Source organism: Caulobacter sp. 1776, from assembly GCF_040545685.1.
GTDB lineage: Bacteria > Pseudomonadota > Alphaproteobacteria > Caulobacterales > Caulobacteraceae > Caulobacter.
In genome coordinates this window covers 120833-137027 of the sequence record NZ_JBEPMI010000005.1, presented here as the reverse complement: position 1 = coordinate 137027, position 16195 = coordinate 120833, and the positions used below count along the sequence as shown (strand labels likewise).

16 protein-coding genes are annotated in these 16195 nt (G+C 68.4%); 7 read left to right on the top strand and 9 right to left on the bottom strand.

Going from position 1 to position 16195, the window contains the following annotated elements; all coding sequences use genetic code 11:
• Positions 1–124 precede the first annotated feature (124 nt).
• The 3 genes from ABIC66_RS14275 to ABIC66_RS14265 are packed head-to-tail and all read right to left on the bottom strand — an operon-like array spanning position 125 to position 2345.
• A complete protein-coding gene (locus ABIC66_RS14275; protein ID WP_354070952.1) occupies positions 125–727 on the bottom strand; it encodes an FMN-binding negative transcriptional regulator in 603 nt (200 codons plus the stop codon).
• A complete protein-coding gene (locus ABIC66_RS14270; protein WP_354070951.1) occupies positions 727–1455 on the bottom strand; it encodes a peptidoglycan recognition protein family protein in 729 nt (242 codons plus the stop codon). The genes ABIC66_RS14275 and ABIC66_RS14270 overlap by 1 nt, the downstream gene beginning before the upstream one ends.
• The gene (locus tag ABIC66_RS14265; RefSeq protein ID WP_354070950.1) at positions 1452–2345 is read right to left on the bottom strand and encodes a DMT family transporter; all 894 of its coding nucleotides are present in this window, start codon (positions 2343–2345) and stop codon (positions 1452–1454) included. The genes ABIC66_RS14270 and ABIC66_RS14265 overlap by 4 nt, the downstream gene beginning before the upstream one ends.
• 153 nt (positions 2346–2498) lie before the next feature.
• Here ABIC66_RS14265 and ABIC66_RS14260 point away from each other — a divergent pair, with 153 nt between their 5' ends.
• Positions 2499–3992, top strand: a complete 1494-nt coding sequence (locus tag ABIC66_RS14260) for a flavin-containing monooxygenase (protein WP_354070949.1) — start codon at positions 2499–2501, stop codon at positions 3990–3992.
• On the opposite strand, the gene ABIC66_RS14255 is transcribed toward ABIC66_RS14260, so the two are convergent.
• Together ABIC66_RS14255 and ABIC66_RS14250 are read right to left on the bottom strand one after the other, a co-directional pair.
• Positions 3989–4654 carry a DUF3052 family protein gene (locus ABIC66_RS14255; protein ID WP_354070948.1) on the bottom strand — a complete coding sequence of 222 codons (666 nt, stop codon included), beginning with the start codon at positions 4652–4654 and terminating at the stop codon, positions 3989–3991. The two genes, ABIC66_RS14260 and ABIC66_RS14255, sit on opposite strands and share 4 nt — an antisense overlap.
• 24 nt (positions 4655–4678) lie before the next feature.
• A complete protein-coding gene (locus tag ABIC66_RS14250; RefSeq protein ID WP_354070947.1) occupies positions 4679–5482 on the bottom strand; it encodes a crotonase/enoyl-CoA hydratase family protein in 804 nt (267 codons plus the stop codon).
• Positions 5483–5664: 182 nt separating this feature from the next.
• On the opposite strand from ABIC66_RS14250, the gene ABIC66_RS14245 reads away from it, so the two are divergent.
• Both ABIC66_RS14245 and ABIC66_RS14240 read left to right on the top strand, forming a co-directional pair.
• A complete protein-coding gene (locus tag ABIC66_RS14245) occupies positions 5665–6027 on the top strand; it encodes a response regulator (RefSeq protein WP_354070946.1) in 363 nt (120 codons plus the stop codon).
• 53 nt (positions 6028–6080) lie between these two features.
• Positions 6081–6695: a pyridoxamine 5'-phosphate oxidase family protein gene (locus ABIC66_RS14240; RefSeq protein ID WP_354070945.1), complete on the top strand. Its 615-nt coding sequence runs from the start codon at positions 6081–6083 to the stop codon at positions 6693–6695.
• Positions 6696–6791: 96 nt separating this feature from the next.
• Here the strand turns inward: ABIC66_RS14240 and ABIC66_RS14235 are convergent, their stop codons facing one another.
• From ABIC66_RS14235 to ABIC66_RS14220, 4 genes are all read right to left on the bottom strand, one after another.
• Positions 6792–8390, bottom strand: a complete 1599-nt coding sequence (locus ABIC66_RS14235; RefSeq protein ID WP_354070944.1) for a hypothetical protein — start codon at positions 8388–8390, stop codon at positions 6792–6794.
• Positions 8391–8756: 366 nt separating this feature from the next.
• Positions 8757–9482 (bottom strand): glucosamine inositolphosphorylceramide transferase family protein, encoded by a 726-nt coding sequence (locus ABIC66_RS14230; protein WP_502910359.1) that lies wholly within the window; start codon positions 9480–9482, stop codon positions 8757–8759.
• Positions 9483–9612: 130 nt separating this feature from the next.
• The gene (locus ABIC66_RS14225; RefSeq protein ID WP_354070942.1) at positions 9613–10572 is read right to left on the bottom strand and encodes a hypothetical protein; all 960 of its coding nucleotides are present in this window, start codon (positions 10570–10572) and stop codon (positions 9613–9615) included.
• 5 nt (positions 10573–10577) lie between these two features.
• Positions 10578–11750 (bottom strand): glycosyltransferase, encoded by a 1173-nt coding sequence (locus ABIC66_RS14220; protein ID WP_354070941.1) that lies wholly within the window; start codon positions 11748–11750, stop codon positions 10578–10580.
• A 190-nt stretch (positions 11751–11940) separates the two neighbouring features.
• On the opposite strand from ABIC66_RS14220, the gene ABIC66_RS14215 reads away from it, so the two are divergent.
• The 4 genes from ABIC66_RS14215 (at position 11941) to ABIC66_RS14200 (ending at position 16194) form a co-directional block, all read left to right on the top strand.
• Positions 11941–13218, top strand: coding sequence for a glycosyltransferase family 4 protein (locus ABIC66_RS14215; RefSeq protein WP_354070940.1), 1278 nt, complete (start codon positions 11941–11943; stop codon positions 13216–13218).
• Positions 13219–13231: 13 nt separating this feature from the next.
• Complete coding sequence (locus ABIC66_RS14210) at positions 13232–14425, top strand: LptF/LptG family permease (RefSeq protein ID WP_354070939.1); 1194 nt, start codon at positions 13232–13234, stop codon at positions 14423–14425.
• 151 nt (positions 14426–14576) lie between these two features.
• Complete coding sequence (locus ABIC66_RS14205; RefSeq protein WP_354070938.1) at positions 14577–15104, top strand: RNA polymerase sigma factor; 528 nt, start codon at positions 14577–14579, stop codon at positions 15102–15104.
• Positions 15105–15216: 112 nt separating this feature from the next.
• Complete coding sequence (locus ABIC66_RS14200) at positions 15217–16194, top strand: FecR family protein (protein ID WP_354070937.1); 978 nt, start codon at positions 15217–15219, stop codon at positions 16192–16194.
• The last annotated feature ends 1 nt before the right edge of the window (position 16195 follow it).

The following is a 16195-nucleotide window of genomic DNA, read 5'->3' as shown; positions in this document are numbered from 1 at the left end:
CCCCGGCGAAAGCCGGGGCCCAGATCGAACCCGCGGACCTGCCGGATGGGCATGGCGCACGGGCGCGAGCACTTCAACTTCTCCGGATGAATCTGGGCCCCGGCTTTCGCCGGGGAGAGCGGGTTCAGGGAAGGTTTCGCATCATTTCCGCGATCGGATGGTCGCCCAGCCCCTCGGCCGCGCCCAGGCGGTCCGCGTCCGACTTGTTCTGCGACAGCTTGAACGTCCCCTCCAGCCGCTCGACGAACAGCCGGCCGCCGGCGATGCCGCGCAGCATGGCCTCGAAGCGGCCGTCGCTCATCTTATCGCGGGTCCAGGGCGCCTTCGGCAGCAGCCGCGCCTCTTCCCGGGCCGAGAGGTCGTCGAGCAAGGCGATCAGTTCGGCTTCGTTCAGCGGCGCGATCGAGCCCTCGGCCTCGACGGCCAGGTAGTTCCAGGTCGGGACCTGGTCGGCGCTCTCGTACCAGTCGGGGCTGACATAGGCGTCCAGACCCGTCGCCAGGGCCACGGCGCGGAAGCCCTGGACCAGATGCGGCGCCAGGGCGTTGGCGCGCGACAGGTGGAAATCCAGCGCGACCTCGCCATCCAGGTCGCGGATCACCACCGGCGCCTGGGCCACGAACGGCCGCCCGCCGACGCTGGCGGCCAGGATGACGAACGGATGGCTGGCGATGAAGTCCAGCAGGGTCGCTCGATCCTCGACGCGGAACGCCTTGGCCGGATGCATCAGTCGGCCGCCGCGCGCAGCAGGCCCACCAGGCGGGCCCGGGTCTCGCCGTCGGCGATGCCGTCGAAGCGGCTCTGCAGCCAGTGACGCTGGAAGGCCGAGACGATCGTCGTCGTCCACTCGTCGTACTTGCCGCTGGGCGCGCAGTCGTAGCCGAGGCGGGTCAGGCCGGCCTGCAAGGCGAAGACGCCCGTCCCCTCCTCGCCCTGGCCCAGCGGCGCGCCGGGGGACGGGGCCGGCTCGATCCACAGGCCGTGGCCGCTCTCGGCCAGGCGTTTCCAGGGGAACAGCTCGCCCGGATCGATCTTGCGGGCCGGAGCGATGTCGGAATGGCCGAGGATCCGGCTGTCGGGGATCATCCAGCGCGAGCGCACGTCGGCCAGCAGGTTGATCACCGCGGCGATCTGGGCCTCGGGAAACGGGCGATAGCCGAACTCGTGGCCGGGATTGACGATCTCGACGCCGATCGAGGCCGAATTGATGTCCTTGACGCCCTTCCAGAAGGCGGCGCCGGCGTGCCAGGCGCGGCGCTCCTCGGGCACGAGGCGGAAGACGCGGCCGTCTTCCTCGACGCAATAGTGGGCCGAGACCTTGGCCTCGGGGTCGCGCAGGCGCGCGATGGCCGCCTCGCCCGTCTCCATGCCCGTGTAGTGCAGGACGATCGTGTCGGGCACGGCCTTGCGAGCGTCGAAGTTCGGCGACGGGGCCTCGATAAGGGGGACGCTCATTGGGCGCGGTTCCGGATCGACATCAGCAACGGCATGACCTGATTCCGCCGAAGCGCGATGATCAAGACGCCGGTCAGGGCCAGGCCGGCGCCAATTCCCATCCGCAGGTCGAAGTGGTCGTGGGTGATCACGACGCCCAGGCCGATGGTGAACAACGGCGTCAGCAGGGTGAGCGGAGCGATCAGGTTGGCCTCGTAGCGCTGGATCAGACCGTAATAGGCCGTATGAGCCACGACCGAAACCACCAGGGCCGAGAACAGCACCGCCGCCACGAACGGCCAGCCGGCGTGGAACCCCGCCGCGATCTGGCCAGGCTCGATGAAGGCGCTCATCGCCGCCAGGGGCCAGAAGGATGAAAAGCCCACCCAGGCCTGGAACTGCAACGGCTTCACGCCCTCGACCTGCTTCATCATTACCGCGCCCAACGACCCGGTGAAGGCGGCCGCGACGATCAGCCAGAGGCCGGCCGAAAGCTCCAGGCCATGCGGACTCCACATCACGACCACCGCGCCCAGCAGAGTCAGGGCGATGCCTAGCCCGCGCCGCCAACGGATCGTCTCGCCCAGGATCAGCACCGACAGCAAGGTCGTGAACGGCACCCCGACCTGGATCACGACCGACGCCGCCGAGGGCGAGGCGGTCTTGAAGCCCATGAACAGCAAGGCGAAGTTGCCGCCGCCCATCAGCAGGCCCACCAGCACCATCCGCCAGGTCGGTCTCGGCGCCGGCAGCAGCCACGGCAGGGTCAGGATCGCGACGACCGCGAAGCGCACGGCGGCATAGTAGAGCGGCGGCACGCCCCAATGGGCGACGACCAGCTTGGAGATGATGTTGCTGCTGGCCCAGACCAGGCAGACGAGCACCAGAACGCCGAAGTCGCGAAGGGACATGAAGTCATCCGATAGGCCGCAGTTGACGTTCGGTCAAAACGGTCGTTTGTTCGTGAACACTGTTCACATACAGCCACGCCGGGTCAACCGATGGGCGCTAGAGACACTTCAGATACGGGAGCGCGCCGCGCTCCCTTTGGGGGCGGAAACGAGATGGCCATGGAACATGTCGACGTACTGATCGTGGGCGCGGGCCTGTCGGGGATCGGCGCGGCCTATCACCTGACCAAGAACTGCCCCGGCAAGACCTATGCGATCCTGGAAGGACGCGAGGCGATCGGCGGCACCTGGGACCTGTTCCGCTATCCCGGCATCCGCTCCGACAGCGACATGTACACCCTGGGCTATTCGTTCAAACCCTGGAAGGCGGCCAAGGCCATCGCCGACGGCCCGTCGATCCTGAGCTACGTCCGCGAGACGGCGCGCGAGCACGACGTCGAGCGCCACATCCATTTCAAGCATCTGGTCAAGCGCGCCAGCTGGTCCACCGAGACCGCGACCTGGACGGTCGAGGCCGAGCACGACGGCCAGATCGTCAAGTTCACCTGCGGCTTCCTCTACATGTGCGCGGGCTACTACCGCTATTCGGCCGGCTACACGCCCGAATTCGCGGGGACGGAGCGCTTCCGGGGCCAGATCGTCCACCCGCAGCACTGGCCCGAGACGCTCGACTACACCGGCAAGAAGGTCGTGGTGATCGGCAGCGGCGCCACCGCCGTGACCCTGGTGCCGGAAATGGCCAAGACCGCCAGTCACGTCGTCATGCTGCAGCGCTCGCCGACCTACGTTGTTTCGCGCCCGGCCGAGGACGGCGTCGCCAACTGGCTGCGTTCGAAGCTGCCGGCCATGACCGCCTACGGCGTCACGCGCTGGAAGAACGTCCTGATGCAGATGCTGTTCTTCAACCTGGCGCGCAAGAAGCCCGAGAAGGTCAAGCAGCAGCTGCTGGGCCTGGTCCGCGAGCACCTGGGCCCGGACTATGACGTCGAGACCCACTTCACCCCGCGCTACAATCCCTGGGACCAGCGCCTGTGCCTGGTGCCGGACGCCGACCTGTTCGACTCGATCAAGGCCGGGACCAGCTCGGTGGTCACCGACCACATCGAGACCTTCACCGAGACCGGTCTCCAGCTGAAGTCAGGCAAGACCCTGGACGCCGACATCATCGTCACCGCCACCGGCCTGCAACTGCAGTTGCTCAGCGGCATGGAAGTCGTGGTCGATGGCAAGGTCGCCGACCTGTCCCAGTCGATGAGCTACAAGGGCATGATGTTCAGCGACGTGCCGAACCTGGCCTCGGCCTTCGGCTACACCAACGCCAGCTGGACGCTGAAGGCGGACCTGACCTCCGAATATGTCTGCCGCCTGATCAACCACATGACCCGCACGGGCGCCGACTACTGCGTGCCCCGCGTCGACGGCGAGATGGAGGTGGCGCCGTGGCTGGACTTCTCGTCCGGCTACGTCACCCGCTCGATCGGCCAGTTCCCCAAGCAGGGCCTGCGCAAGCCGTGGAAGGTGCACCAGAACTACGCCCTCGACCTGGCCGCTCTGCGGCTGGGCAAGGTCCAGGACGGGGTGATGCAGTTCGGGCGCAAGACGGGGACGACGGCGGCCGCCAAGGCGCGCGAGGCGGAAGCCGCCTAGTCCTCGTCCTCGAACGCCCCGCCGTCCTCTTCCACCACTGGCTTGGCGGCCGGCGCGGCCTTGGGCGTCTTGCGCTTCACGAAGCGCAGCGCGGTGTGGGTCTTGGAAAAAGCGCAGACCTTGGTGTCGGACAGGCCGAAGCCCCGCGCGGCCGTGAGCACGTCGGTGTCCTTCAGCGGCGCGCCTTTGCCCTTCTGAGAGACGATCCAGATCGCGCCCTTGTCGGCGAGCGTCCACATCAGATCCTCCAGCCGGTCGAGGTCGGCCAGGTCGTCGGCGGCCAGGAAGAGCAGGTCGACGGCGTCGGCGTCCTCGGCGTCGACCGGTTCGACCCGAGTCGCCAGCTCGGCCAGGAACTCGGCGTCCTCGACCCCGTCGACCACCACGGTCATGCCGGGTTTCACGCCCAGCTTGTCCAGGCGCGAGGGCGGGTTGAGGATCGCATGGAGCCACTTCTCGGCCTGGCCGGGCTCGAGCGTGAAGCGCGTGCCGTCGCTCAGCACCAGGTCGTCGCCCTCGGTGCGCAGATTGCGTAGCGCGTGGCCCTGATAGATGCCGCGCACCGCGCCGCGGAAGATCAGCTTGGGCGGCTCCCACAGCAGCTTGCCCTCGCTCTCGCCGTCGGACAGCTGGCCCCAGACGCCGCTCGCTTCCTTGCCCATGATCTTAAGCGCCCTTGCCCATTCTTAAGCCCCTTTGAAAATCGGCTGACGTTTCTCGAGGATCGCGTCGACGCCTTCCATATGGTCCTCGGTGTGGTGGGCGATGGCCTGGGCGGCCGCGCTCATCTCCATCAGGGTGTCGTAGCTGGCGGTCTGGCCATGCTTGAGCAGGCTCTTGGCCATGCGCAGGGCGTGCGGCGGCTGGGCCGCGATCCGCGTCGCCAGGGCCATGGCCTCGTCCAGCAGCGTGTCGGCCGGCACGGCCTTGCTGATCAGTCCCCACTCGGCGGCCTTGGCCGCGTCGATGACGTCGCCGGTGAACAGCAGTTCGGCCGCGCGGCTCATGCCGATCGTGCGCGGCATCAGCCAAGCGCCGCCGTCCCCTGGGATCAGGCCGAGCTTCAGGAACGTCACCCCGAACCGCGCCGTGTCGGCGGCGATGCGGATGTCGGTCATGCAGGCCACGTCGCAGCCCAGGCCGATCGCCGCCCCGTTCACCGCCGCGATCGACGGGACCTCCAGGCCGTAGATGGCCCGGACGATGCGGTGGATGTTCTTGCGGTAGCCGTCGCGCACGGCCACGCCGTTGCCGCCGAACGCCCCCTCGCGCGCCTTCATCGCCTTGACATCGCCGCCAGCCGAGAAGGCCTTGCCCGCGCCGGTCAGGATCACGCAGCGGATGTCCTGGTCGTCGTTGATCGCCTCGCACGCGGCCGCCACCTGGTCGCCATCGCCCGGCGCGCCCAGGGCGTTCATCGCCTCCGGCCGATTCAGGGTGAGGATGGCGACGTGGCCGCGTTTCTCGGTGAGGATCAGGGACTGGGGCATGGGAAGGGCGACACTCCTGCGATTTTCTTTGGTTTTCCTTTCCATAGCCTGCTTTCCGCCGCCGTGCAGCCAGGCGGCAAGTTACAACCCTTGCGTTTGCAATGATCACGAAAACGCGACTGGCGCCCGAGCGCGCCCCGACATTCAAATGGATCCTGGGACGAAGACGAAGGCTGCGGTGAATGACCGAGCACGCGAAGGCCCGACACGTGTTGATTATCGAGGATGAAATCCTCGTCGCGTTCGAGGTCGAGGCTCTGCTGGCGGAACAGGGCTTCACGAGTTTCGATATCGCCGACAGCGCGGCCGACGCGTTGGCCCTGGCTCTCGCCAATCCCCCCGATCTGATCACCGCCGACTACCGCATCGTGGGCGGCACCGGCGTCGAGGCCGTCGAAGCCATCCAGCGTCACTTGGGCCGCATCCCGGTCGTCTACGTCACCGGCAACGCCGACCAGCTGAAAGGCCGGTTTACCCCCGTTGTCGACAAGCCGATCTCGGCCCGCATCCTCGCCGAAGCCTGCGCGCGGGCCGCGACGGCCTGAGATTGCCCCCTCCCCGCCCAGCCCGTAGAAACGCGAGCTGACGGGAGGACGCGATGCACCAGATCACCACCCTCGAGGCCCTGGAAGCCCTGTACCAGCCGACGCCGGTCGCCGCCTCGACCGTCAAGGTCACCGACCACATCACCCCGCACTACGCGGCCCTGATCGCCGCCTCGCCGTTCGTGGCCCTGGCCACGGTCGGGCCCGAAGGGCTGGACTGCAGCCCGCGCGGGGACCTGCCCGGCTTCGTCCGCGTCGCCGATCCGCGCACGCTGATGCTGCCCGACCGGCGCGGCAACAATCGCATCGACAGCCTGCGCAACATCGTCCGCGACCCGCGCGTGGCCCTGCTGTTCCTGATCCCGGGCTCGGGCACAACCTTCCGGGTCAACGGCCGCGCGGCGCTGAGCGCCGATCCCGCCCTGCTCGACAGCTTCGCCGTCGACGGCAAGCCGCCGCGCACGGTGACGGTGGTGACGGTCGAGGAAGCCTATTTCCAGTGCGCCCGGGCCATCGTCCGCTCGGGCCTCTGGAAGGCCGAGAGCCACGTCGATCCCCAGGATCTCCCCACCCCTGGCGCCATGCTGGCGGCGGTCACGGCTGGAGAGGTCGGGGGCGAAGCCTATGACCGGGAATGGCCCGGGCGAGCGGCGAAGACGATGTGGTGAGGGGGCGCGGAGCTGGCGTTCGGAAAGCCCGCTACAGGTGGAAGTCGGACGTAGGGCCGGGCGCGACATGCTCGCGCCCAGGCTTGATGTGGGTCCCTAGTGTTTGAACGGCAGGGTGAAGTCCGGCGCCTGGCTCAGGCTGTAGGCGACGGGCGTGGCGAGCGGCGCCGCGCAGGCCGCCGCTTTGGTCTGGTCGGAGCCGACGACCGTCAGGGTCACCGCCTGGCCAGCGGCGCACCGCGCCTGGACGGCGTCGAACATTGCCGCTGCTTGCGCCAGGGGATCGAATCCTTCGACCTTTGCCAGCCCGACTCCGCCCGACAGCGGCCCGCATGTCTCGGCGTTGTCCATTAGGATCCCGCCCTCGCGGATATAGAAGCCCGTCGAGGATCCAGCCTTGCAGTTCTGGCGATTGAGGTGGCTCAACGCGGCGGTGACCAAGTCCTGGCGGGATGGCCGGTTCGTCCAGCTGACGCCTAACGCGGACAACCGGCGTTCCACCTCAGCCCAGCGCCGGTCGCCGGGACCGTCGAGCAGCAGGATCACCGCGGTGTCGGGCGCCAAAAGCGCGCGGAAATCTTCCGGCCCGTACTCGACCTGACCGTGACGAGCGCGCTCGATGAGCCTGGCCCAGACGTCGAAGATCGAACGCCGGCCGTTCGAGGCCCGGCGCAGCTCCATGTCGGCGATCCACTGGACGGCCACGCCGCAGTCATAGGCCCCTGAGCCCGTCATGCGCTCGGCGCCGGGCGCACGCATCCCGATCCGGCGACGGCAGCCCGTCAGGTTTCCTGACAGGTCGGCCAGCGCCGCCTCCCGGCTCAGGTGGCCCGTCGAGACCGCCCCGACGATGGCGGCGTATTCGGCTCCGCCCTCGTGGATCCAGGAGACGCCTTCGCGCGGCTTGGCCGTGTGGCTGTTCCAGTCGTGCGCCGTCTCGTGGAACACGAACTTGCCGACCTCGTCCAGATCGTCGGGCGACGGCGCCTTCCAGGTCTCGCCATGGAAGCGGGCGGAGATGACGCCGGTGTCGGTCACGTCGCCCCGCGAACTTCCGGGTCCCGCGCCCTGGGTCGTCACGACCAGCGTCGGCGACTTGGTCGGCGAACCGAAGCGCGCCGCGTAGAAGACGACAGCATCAGCGAAGGCGCTGGCCGTCGCCTTTCGCAGTACCGGCGCGACGGTCGGCGACGTGATCAACCGGCCCTTCCCGTTCGCCAACATCGACACCGCGGACTTCGGCCCCAGATAGACATAGCCGTTCGCGTCGCGCTCGGGCTCCAGAACCCAGCCGGCGGGGGCCTTCGCCCTTAGCTTGAGGGTCATGCCCTCGCCGGCCAGGGCGGGTGCATAGAGGACATAGCCCTCCCCCACGCGCGTCAGAGCGATATATCCCCTGTTGGACTCTGTCGTGTCAGGTAGCAGGCGCAAGGAAAAGCGCGTGACCGGCGCCGGGGCCGTGACGCCGTCCGCCGCCAGGGTGACAGCCTCGGCCCGCCAGTCGGTGCGCACCACGCCTTTGTCCGCGAAGGTCAGCGTCCTGGCGGCGCTCGGAAGAACGTATTCGGCGACCACCCCGTCGGAGGCGGTCTTAAGGGTGACGACCTGGGCGCAGGCCGCACCGCCGGAGGCGAGCAGCGCCGCCGAGACCACACCGAACACGCCCCGCCTAGTCTTCACCAAAACCTTGAACACGACCTGCCCCCAAAGACGCCAAACCTCGGCCCGTAGGCTTGTCGCTTTTGGGCCGGTGTTCGGCAAGCTTGCTGGAAGGAGGTGTTGACCGGACAAACGCCCGCGCGGACGGATCTGGGTGGCGATGCGAGGCGGGGCGGAAAATTGATGAATAGCACACCGAGCGTCGAAACGTCCGACTAGGGTCGTGATCGGACCGGTCACGACCCCTGTCAGACCCAAGACAGGCAGCTTCCGCGGCGGCGTCGCGCCAGGAGCTGACCTTGGCGCGCCTCCAGGAATGCGACGTTCCCAGCAGGGCGCTGAACGCTCGAACCACACCCCGGCGGCTGCATGACTCGGCGACGCCGAGTTACAAAAATTACCTCACCATAGTGACCGGTCGACGCGCTTGACGTCGAACAGGGTCACCGGTCCGCAGGCGGACAGCGTATGCAGGCCATGACGATAGGCGCCCGCGCCAGAGGGTGGAAGCAGCGGCGCGCTCGCCTCGGCCTTGAAGCGACGGGACGAAAGCTCCAGGACCTTCAGCACGCGCAAGGCCCCGCCGTAGGTGCGCGTACAGTCCTGGACCGGCAGGCATGGAACGCCATTCTCCAGCCACGCCGTGCCGCCCGGTCTGCTCGACGCAAGATCGTTGCGGACCGGGTTGCCCGGGTGCCGTCGCCAAGGCCCCGTCAGCCGTTCGGCGAACGCCAGAAGCAGCCGCCCCTGCTTCCAGCGCTGGGGGCCGGCCGGCGAATAGGCCAGCCACCAGAGACCATCATAGCGGAAGGGTGTGGCGTCGATGGCCGGCGCGTCCAGGGCCAGCCGGACAACCGGCTCCCAGCGATGCGGAAACGCCGCGGCGCGATAGAGCGTCAGGACGCCGGAGCGGTGCGCCTCCGGGATCATCCACCAGTCGCCGTCGGCCTCGAAGACCTGCGGATAGGAGAGATGCCAAGGCTCGCGCAGGACCACCGAGCGCCGCACGGGCGAAAAGTCGGCGCCCAACTCGATGAGCTCGATGACGCCATGGCGGGTCCGGTAGTCGTAGGCCTCGGCGAACAGCAGGAGACGTCCGTCGACCCAGACGCCAAACGGATCGGCCACGAACTTCAAACGCCCTTCCTCGGGCAGCCAATGAACGGGCGCGCTGGGCGGAAAGCCATGACGGGCGACCTCAACGATCGGCGCCTCGACCACACCGATTCGCCAGATATCCCGTCCAGGAAGACTCCACCTAATCATGCGCCGCGCCCGTCTCGGCGACGGCCGCGCCGATCGCCTCGCCCGAGGGCGCGCGCGGACCGCGGATCAGATCCGTCGCGCTCAGTCCGACGATGACCAGCAGATGCAACAGAAGCGTCACGAGCGCCAGGGCCGCCAGCAGCACCGCGATCGGGACCTGGGCGCCCAGCAGCAGCAGGACCAGATTGCCGAACACCAGGTCCTTGTTGGAAACCAGTGGAATACGCGAGACCAAACAGCGAATCGCCAGAAGGACGATCCAGACGCCCGCGGGCGCGTCCGGTAGCGCCATCCGCCAGATCAGGATGGTGAGTCCGGCCCATACGGTCAGGCGCAGGCAGCCGACCGCGCCGATATAGATCAGCTGGGTCAGCCTCAGCGAGAACACCCGGCGCCCGAAGAGCAGGACCCCGATCGAAATCGCCAGCGGGATGGCCGCCGACCAGAGCGCCGGCCCCACCTGCCGGAAGACATCGAGTTCGCGCAATTGCGTCGCGCTGATCGCCGCCAGGACCAGGGTCAGGGCGTTGCCCAGCAAGGCCGAGACGATGCCGGCGTCCTTGATGGCGGCGAAGGGCGCGATCGCCGTATCGGTCGCCCGACGCGCCCAGACATAGAAATAGGCGTCGCCGCTATAGCCGAGCATGACCTCGTTGATGACGTTCTTGCGCAGCAACGCCTCAAGACCTGTCGGCGGCAGGTTCCAGAGCCGCCGGTAGATCATGAAGTCGGACAGCGGCTGGCTCAGATATAAGAGCAGCAGGGTCGGCCAGACGAGCGGCGGCAACCGGGCGATCATCGTCAGCACACTGTCGGTCGCGTCGCCGAGCTGCAGCACTATGGCCAAGGCCATGCCCGCCCCCAGGACGCCACCCAGCCAGGCCCAGCGCCGCGAGGCCTTGTTTCCGGGAACCGTCGATGCCGCGTGATCGGCGGCGTCGCGCTCGGCCATCCGCGTCACGCTCGTACGCCGGCCGCGATCGACCGATAGTGATCGAAGAGATCGGCGAAATGGTCGATGTCGCGCCGAACCCGGACGGCCGCCTCGATCGCGGCGACCTTCAGCGCAAGGGGATCTCGGGCCAGCAGCCGGCCAAGAGCGGCCGCGGCGGCCCCCACATCGCCGGCGCGGTAGACTTCCGAGATTTCCGGCTGGGCCAGATGGACAAAGCCGCCGCGGTCGGGACCTACGACCGGCAGGCCGCTGGCCATGGCTTCCGCTGGGATTAGGCCGAAGGTTTCCGACTCGCAGCCATGGACCAAGGCGTCGGCGCTGGCCAGATGCGCGGCCAGAAGGGCGCGGTCTCGAATGGGCGGCAGGATCCGCGCATGGGGATTGCTGGCCGCGGCCCGCTGGACCCGCTTGCGGTCGATACCGTCGCCGACCAGCACCAGGCCGATCGGGGCGCCGGCGCCGGCGCTGGCGCGCGTTACCGCCTCGATCACCATCGGCCAGCGCTTTTCGGGATGGAAGCGGCCAACGCCCAGGACCAGGCGCGCCGCGCCGGAAAGGCCGCAGGCGTCAAGCAGCGCCAATCGCAGGCGCTCGTCGCGCGAGGCGGGCGAGAACGCATCGCGGTCGACCCCCAGCGGGACGCTGGTCACGGCGTCGATCCCCTGGCGCCCGAGACGGTCCGACAGCCATGGGCCGCCGGTGACAACCGAGGAAAACCGCCCGGTCAGGCCGCGAAGATATGACCAGAACCAGTCGAACAAGCGATCTATGCGTTGAGGACTGGCCAGCGGGGCCAGCCAGCGCTGAGGATAGGAGGCCACTGGGTCGGCGTGCATGAACATGGCGCGTGGCGCCACGCCAGCCCAACAGGCGACGATCCAGGCGCCTCGCCAGGGCGACGAGGCCTCGACGAGGTCGGGCGCGAGTCGATCGAGCCAGCCGTGCACCGGGGCGGCGTCCCAGAACATGTGATAGTTCGCGTCGACCGGCAGGGCGGGCGCGCGAACCTGGATCACGCCGCCCGCACCGCGCGCTTCGAAAGCATCCGAAGGCCCCGGCGCGATCACGAAGAGCTCGTGGCCCAGCTGCGTCGCCGCCTCGAACTTGCGGTCGATATAGGTCCGCACGCCCCCGCCGGTGGGGGAATAGAACTCGGCGACATCCACTACCCGCATCGCACCTTCGCCGCTTCCAAACACGCCTGGCCGCCGCCGCGAAGTGTCACCGTGACGGCGCGAGGGGCTGGCCTCCCCAAAGGACGACGAGGGCCGGTGCGCGCCTCACCGATTTCGGAAAAACGTGTGGTGGCGCTGGAGGGGCGTCGTCTTGGTCGGCGGGACCGGGCGACGACTTGAAAGGATAAGCATGGACATCAAGGCTCTGGGGGGCGCCGATCGCGCGCGCCTGATGCGGATCGCCCTGTTTTCGGGGAACTACAATTACACGCTCGATGGAGCCAACCTGTCCCTAAACCGGTTGGTGGGGCACTTGCAGGACACCCTGGGCGCGACCGTGCGCGTCTATTCGCCGACCTCGCCGAAACCGGCCTTCGCGGCGGTCGGAGACCTCGTCTCCGTGCCCTCGGTGAAAATCCCGTTCCGGCCCGACTATCGCGTGGCCCTCGGTCTTCCCGCCGCGATCCGACGCGACGTAGAAGCCTTCAAGCCCGATCTCATCCACCTGTCGGCCCCCGACCCTCTCGGCCGCGCCGCGCTCAAACTGGGCCGACACCTAAAAGTCCCGATCGTCGCCAGCGTTCACACCCTGTTCGACACCTATCTCGACTATTACGGACTGGGCTTCCTGCGGCCCATGGCCCGTCGCCAGCTCTGGAGGTTCTACGACGCCTGCGACTACGTCATGGCGCCGACCGAGGCGATCGCCGACGAACTGCGCAAAGAAACCCGCTCGACGATGGTCCGCACCTGGGCGCGCGGCGTCGATCCCGAACTCTTCCATCCTGGTCGCCGCGACGAGGCCTGGCGCCGGCGCGTCGGTTTCGATCCAGACCGTCCGGTGATCGTGTTTCTAGGCCGGCTCGTCTTGGAAAAGGGCCTAGCGGCCTTCGCCGACACGGTCGCCCGGCTCGAGGCGGCCGGTCACGCGCCTCAGGTCCTGGTCATCGGCGACGGCCCGGCCCGCGCATGGTTCGAAACGCGGCTGCCGCGCGCCGTGTTCGCCGGTTTCCTGACCGGAGAGGCCATGGCCGCGGCGCTGGCCAGCGGTGACATCTTCCTCAACCCCAGCACAACCGAGACCTTTGGCAACGTCAATCTCGAGGCCATGGCCTGCGGCCTGGCCATGGTCTGCGCCGACGCGCCCAACACGCGCGCCCTGCTGCGGCATGGGCGCAACGCCCTGCTCTGCGCGCCCGACCATGCGGGATCCTATGCCGAGGCGCTGTCGACGCTGCTCGTCGATGACGGAGCGCGGCGCGGGCTGGCGGCCCGGGCGCTTGAGCGCAGCGGCGCCTATCGCTGGTCGGAGATCCTGGACGAAGTCGCCAAGGTCTATGTCGAGGCGCGCGATCGTCATGCCGCTTGGCCAGCGCTGGTCGCCCCTTCCGTCGCCGAAGCGCCCCTGCTCCAACCGGAACGGAGCGGTCGCGTCAAACACCAGCCGGCCAGTCTGCCCGCGCTCTAGGCCGGATCGCATGATGATCCTGACCTCCCTCGACCGATACCTGCTGCGACGAGCGCTGACGCCAATGTCCGCCGTGCTGATCAGCACGATGGTGGCGTTCCTAATGGAACGTCTGATGCGCTCGTTCCAACTGCTTTCGCAAACCACCGAGGGCTTCAAGTTCCTGACCGAGCTGCTGGTCAATCTCGTGCCGCACTATGTCGGCCTGACCCTGCCGGGCGGCTTCTTCATCGGCCTGTTCGTGGTGGTCAACGGCCTCAACAAGAGCTCGGAGATCGACGCGATTCTGGCCAGCGGCATTTCGCTGGGGCGCTTCGCCGCGCCATTCGTCGGCCTAGGTGTCGTGCTCATGCTGTTCAGCTTGGCGCTATTCGGCTTCATCCAGCCCTATAGCCGCTACGCCTATCACGCCGTGCTGCATGCGGCCGCCAATGCGGGCTGGAGCGGCGTCGTTCGGCCCAAAGCCTTGCTGTCGGCCGGTCCGGACATCTTCTTGACGGCGGACGACGCCGACGCCAGCGGCCGCCACCTGCGGCGGGTGTTCATTCGCAAACTAGATCCAGAAGGCCGCGAGGATGTGCTGACCGCCGTCTCCGCCGACGTTCTCAAGGCGCGGGGCGCGGGCGCGGTCACCCTGGTGCTGAACGGCGGCCGGCAGGTCAGCACCGCGCGCGAGGGGCAGGTCTATGTCACGGATTTCGCCACCTTCGCGTTCGACCTGCCGCTCGCTCAGTCCGCCAAGCTCCTGCGCATGCGCGGCGAGGAGGCCAGCGAGTTGACCTTGGTTGAACTGGCCCAGCAGGGTTTTGGCGCCCTCAAACCGGCCTTGCCCCGCCAGGCCCTGCTGGCCGAGCTCTTCTCGCGGCTATCCCGGGCGCTGATGCTGCCGCTCCTGCCGCTCCTGGCCGTACCCTTTGGGCTAAGCGCCAAGCGCGCCGGCTCGGGCCCCACGATGGTGATCGGCGGACTGATGCTCTTTGGCTTCGAGACCGCCCTGATCCTGGGCCAGGCCATGGCGACGTCAACGGCCCTGCCCGCCGCGGTCACGATCGGCGGACCCGCCGCCCTCTTCGCGACCGCGTGCGTGCTCACCTGGATCACCAGCCACAAGCGGCCGGGCCAGAACCCCGTCAGCTGGCTCTCCGAGCGCGTCGCTGACCTCTTCGCCGCGGTCGCCAGGACCCTGGACCGGCGACAGACCCCATAAGACTGTCGCCCCCGCCGGACGGCGTGGGCGCTTGCCTTCGCCGCTCCGGGGCCTCATGTCTCACCCTCCTACCGACTCTTTCAGCGGGCCCCACGTTCTGGCGATGACACGACGCCGACCGTCAGATCCCGACCATGCGCCAGAGCTGAAGATGAAGGACATTTCCCCCGACCTCTCATCCTTGGCGAGCGCCTATCTGGAGCGCCGCGACGATATGCGGCGCTTTTTCTCGGCGCGCCTGGGCGGCCGGGGCGACGTGGAGGATCTGGTCCAGGACCTCTATCTGAAGGTCCAGGCGGTCACCGAGGCGCCAATCGAGAACCCGCCAGCCTATCTCTACCGCCTGGCGTCCAATCTGATGCTGGATCGACTGCGGCAGGCCAAGCGGTCGGGCGCTCGCGAGACGGAGTGGCGGCGGACCCATCATGCCAGCGTCGGCGCCCTGGACGTGTCCGACACGCCCGACGCCGAGAGCGCGGTGATCGCGCGCCAGCGGCTGGAGAAGCTGTCTTCGGCGCTGGAGGCGCTAGCGCCGCTGACCCAGAGGGTCTTTCGCCTGCACAAGTTCGAGGGCCTGACCCACGCCCAGACCGCCGAACGCCTCGGCATCTCGCGCAGCGCCGTCGAGAAGCACGTCAGCCTGGCCCTCGGCCATCTCGTCACCAAGGTGGGGCGATGACTGTGGCGCGGATGCATCGCCTCACCGGGATGTGCGGAGAACCTCGCGGCGGTGTGGCGTCATTGTGGCGACGCCCGTCCAAGGCCGGGCGCGAAAGAGGCGCAAATCGTCGATGACCGAGTTCCTCCCACAAGATCCGATCCAGCGGGCTGCCGCCGACTGGTTCGCCAAATTGCAGGGCGACCCGATCCTCGAGGACTGGACGGCGTTCCAGACCTGGCTGGAGGCCGCCCCCGAGCACGCCGCGGCCTATGCGGCGGTCGAGGCCGTCTGGCTTGATCTGGAAGACCTGCCCGCCGATGCCCCGAAGACCGCGCCCCTGGCGGCCAATGTCGTCCCCCTGCGCCCGCGCGCCAGCGGTCCGGCGAGACGCGGCCTGCTGATGGGCCTTGGCGTGGCGGCCGCGGCGGCCATCGTCGTCATGGCGGTGACGCCGCGGCTGACGGGGCCGTCCTACACGGATTATGCGACCCGGCGCGGCGAGACGCGCCAGATCGCCCTGGCCGACGGCTCGCGCCTGACCCTGGGCGGCGCGACGAGCCTGCGCGTGCGCCTGGGGCGCCAGCAGCGCGATGTGATCCTGGTCGATGGCGAGGCGAGTTTCGACATCGCCCATCTGGAGAACCGCCCGTTCGTCGTCGCCGTCGGCGCGCGGGAGGTGCGCGTGCTTGGCACGGAGTTCGACATCCTCAGCCACGCCGGGCGCCTCGCCGTCTCGGTGCGCCGCGGCCTGGTGGCCGTTTCGGGTGGGCAGGAAGGGACGGTCAAGCTGGCGCGCGGCCAGCAGTTGCTTCAACTTCCCGGCGCGAACGCGCAAACGCGCGAGGTGGCCCCGGACGCGGCCTTCGCCTGGACGTCCGGCAAGCTGATCTATGACCGCACGCCTCTGGCCGAGGTGGTCGACGATCTCAACCGGTATGTCGCCACGCCGATCCGCGTTGATCCCAGCGCGGCCTCGGTGACGGTCTCGGGCGTGCTGCTGATCGACGAGGAGGCCGCCATGGTCCGTCGCCTGGAACTGTTCGCCCCGATCGTCGCCGAGACGACAGCGCATGAGGTGATCCTCAAGGCCAAGACGGCGCGCCGCTGAT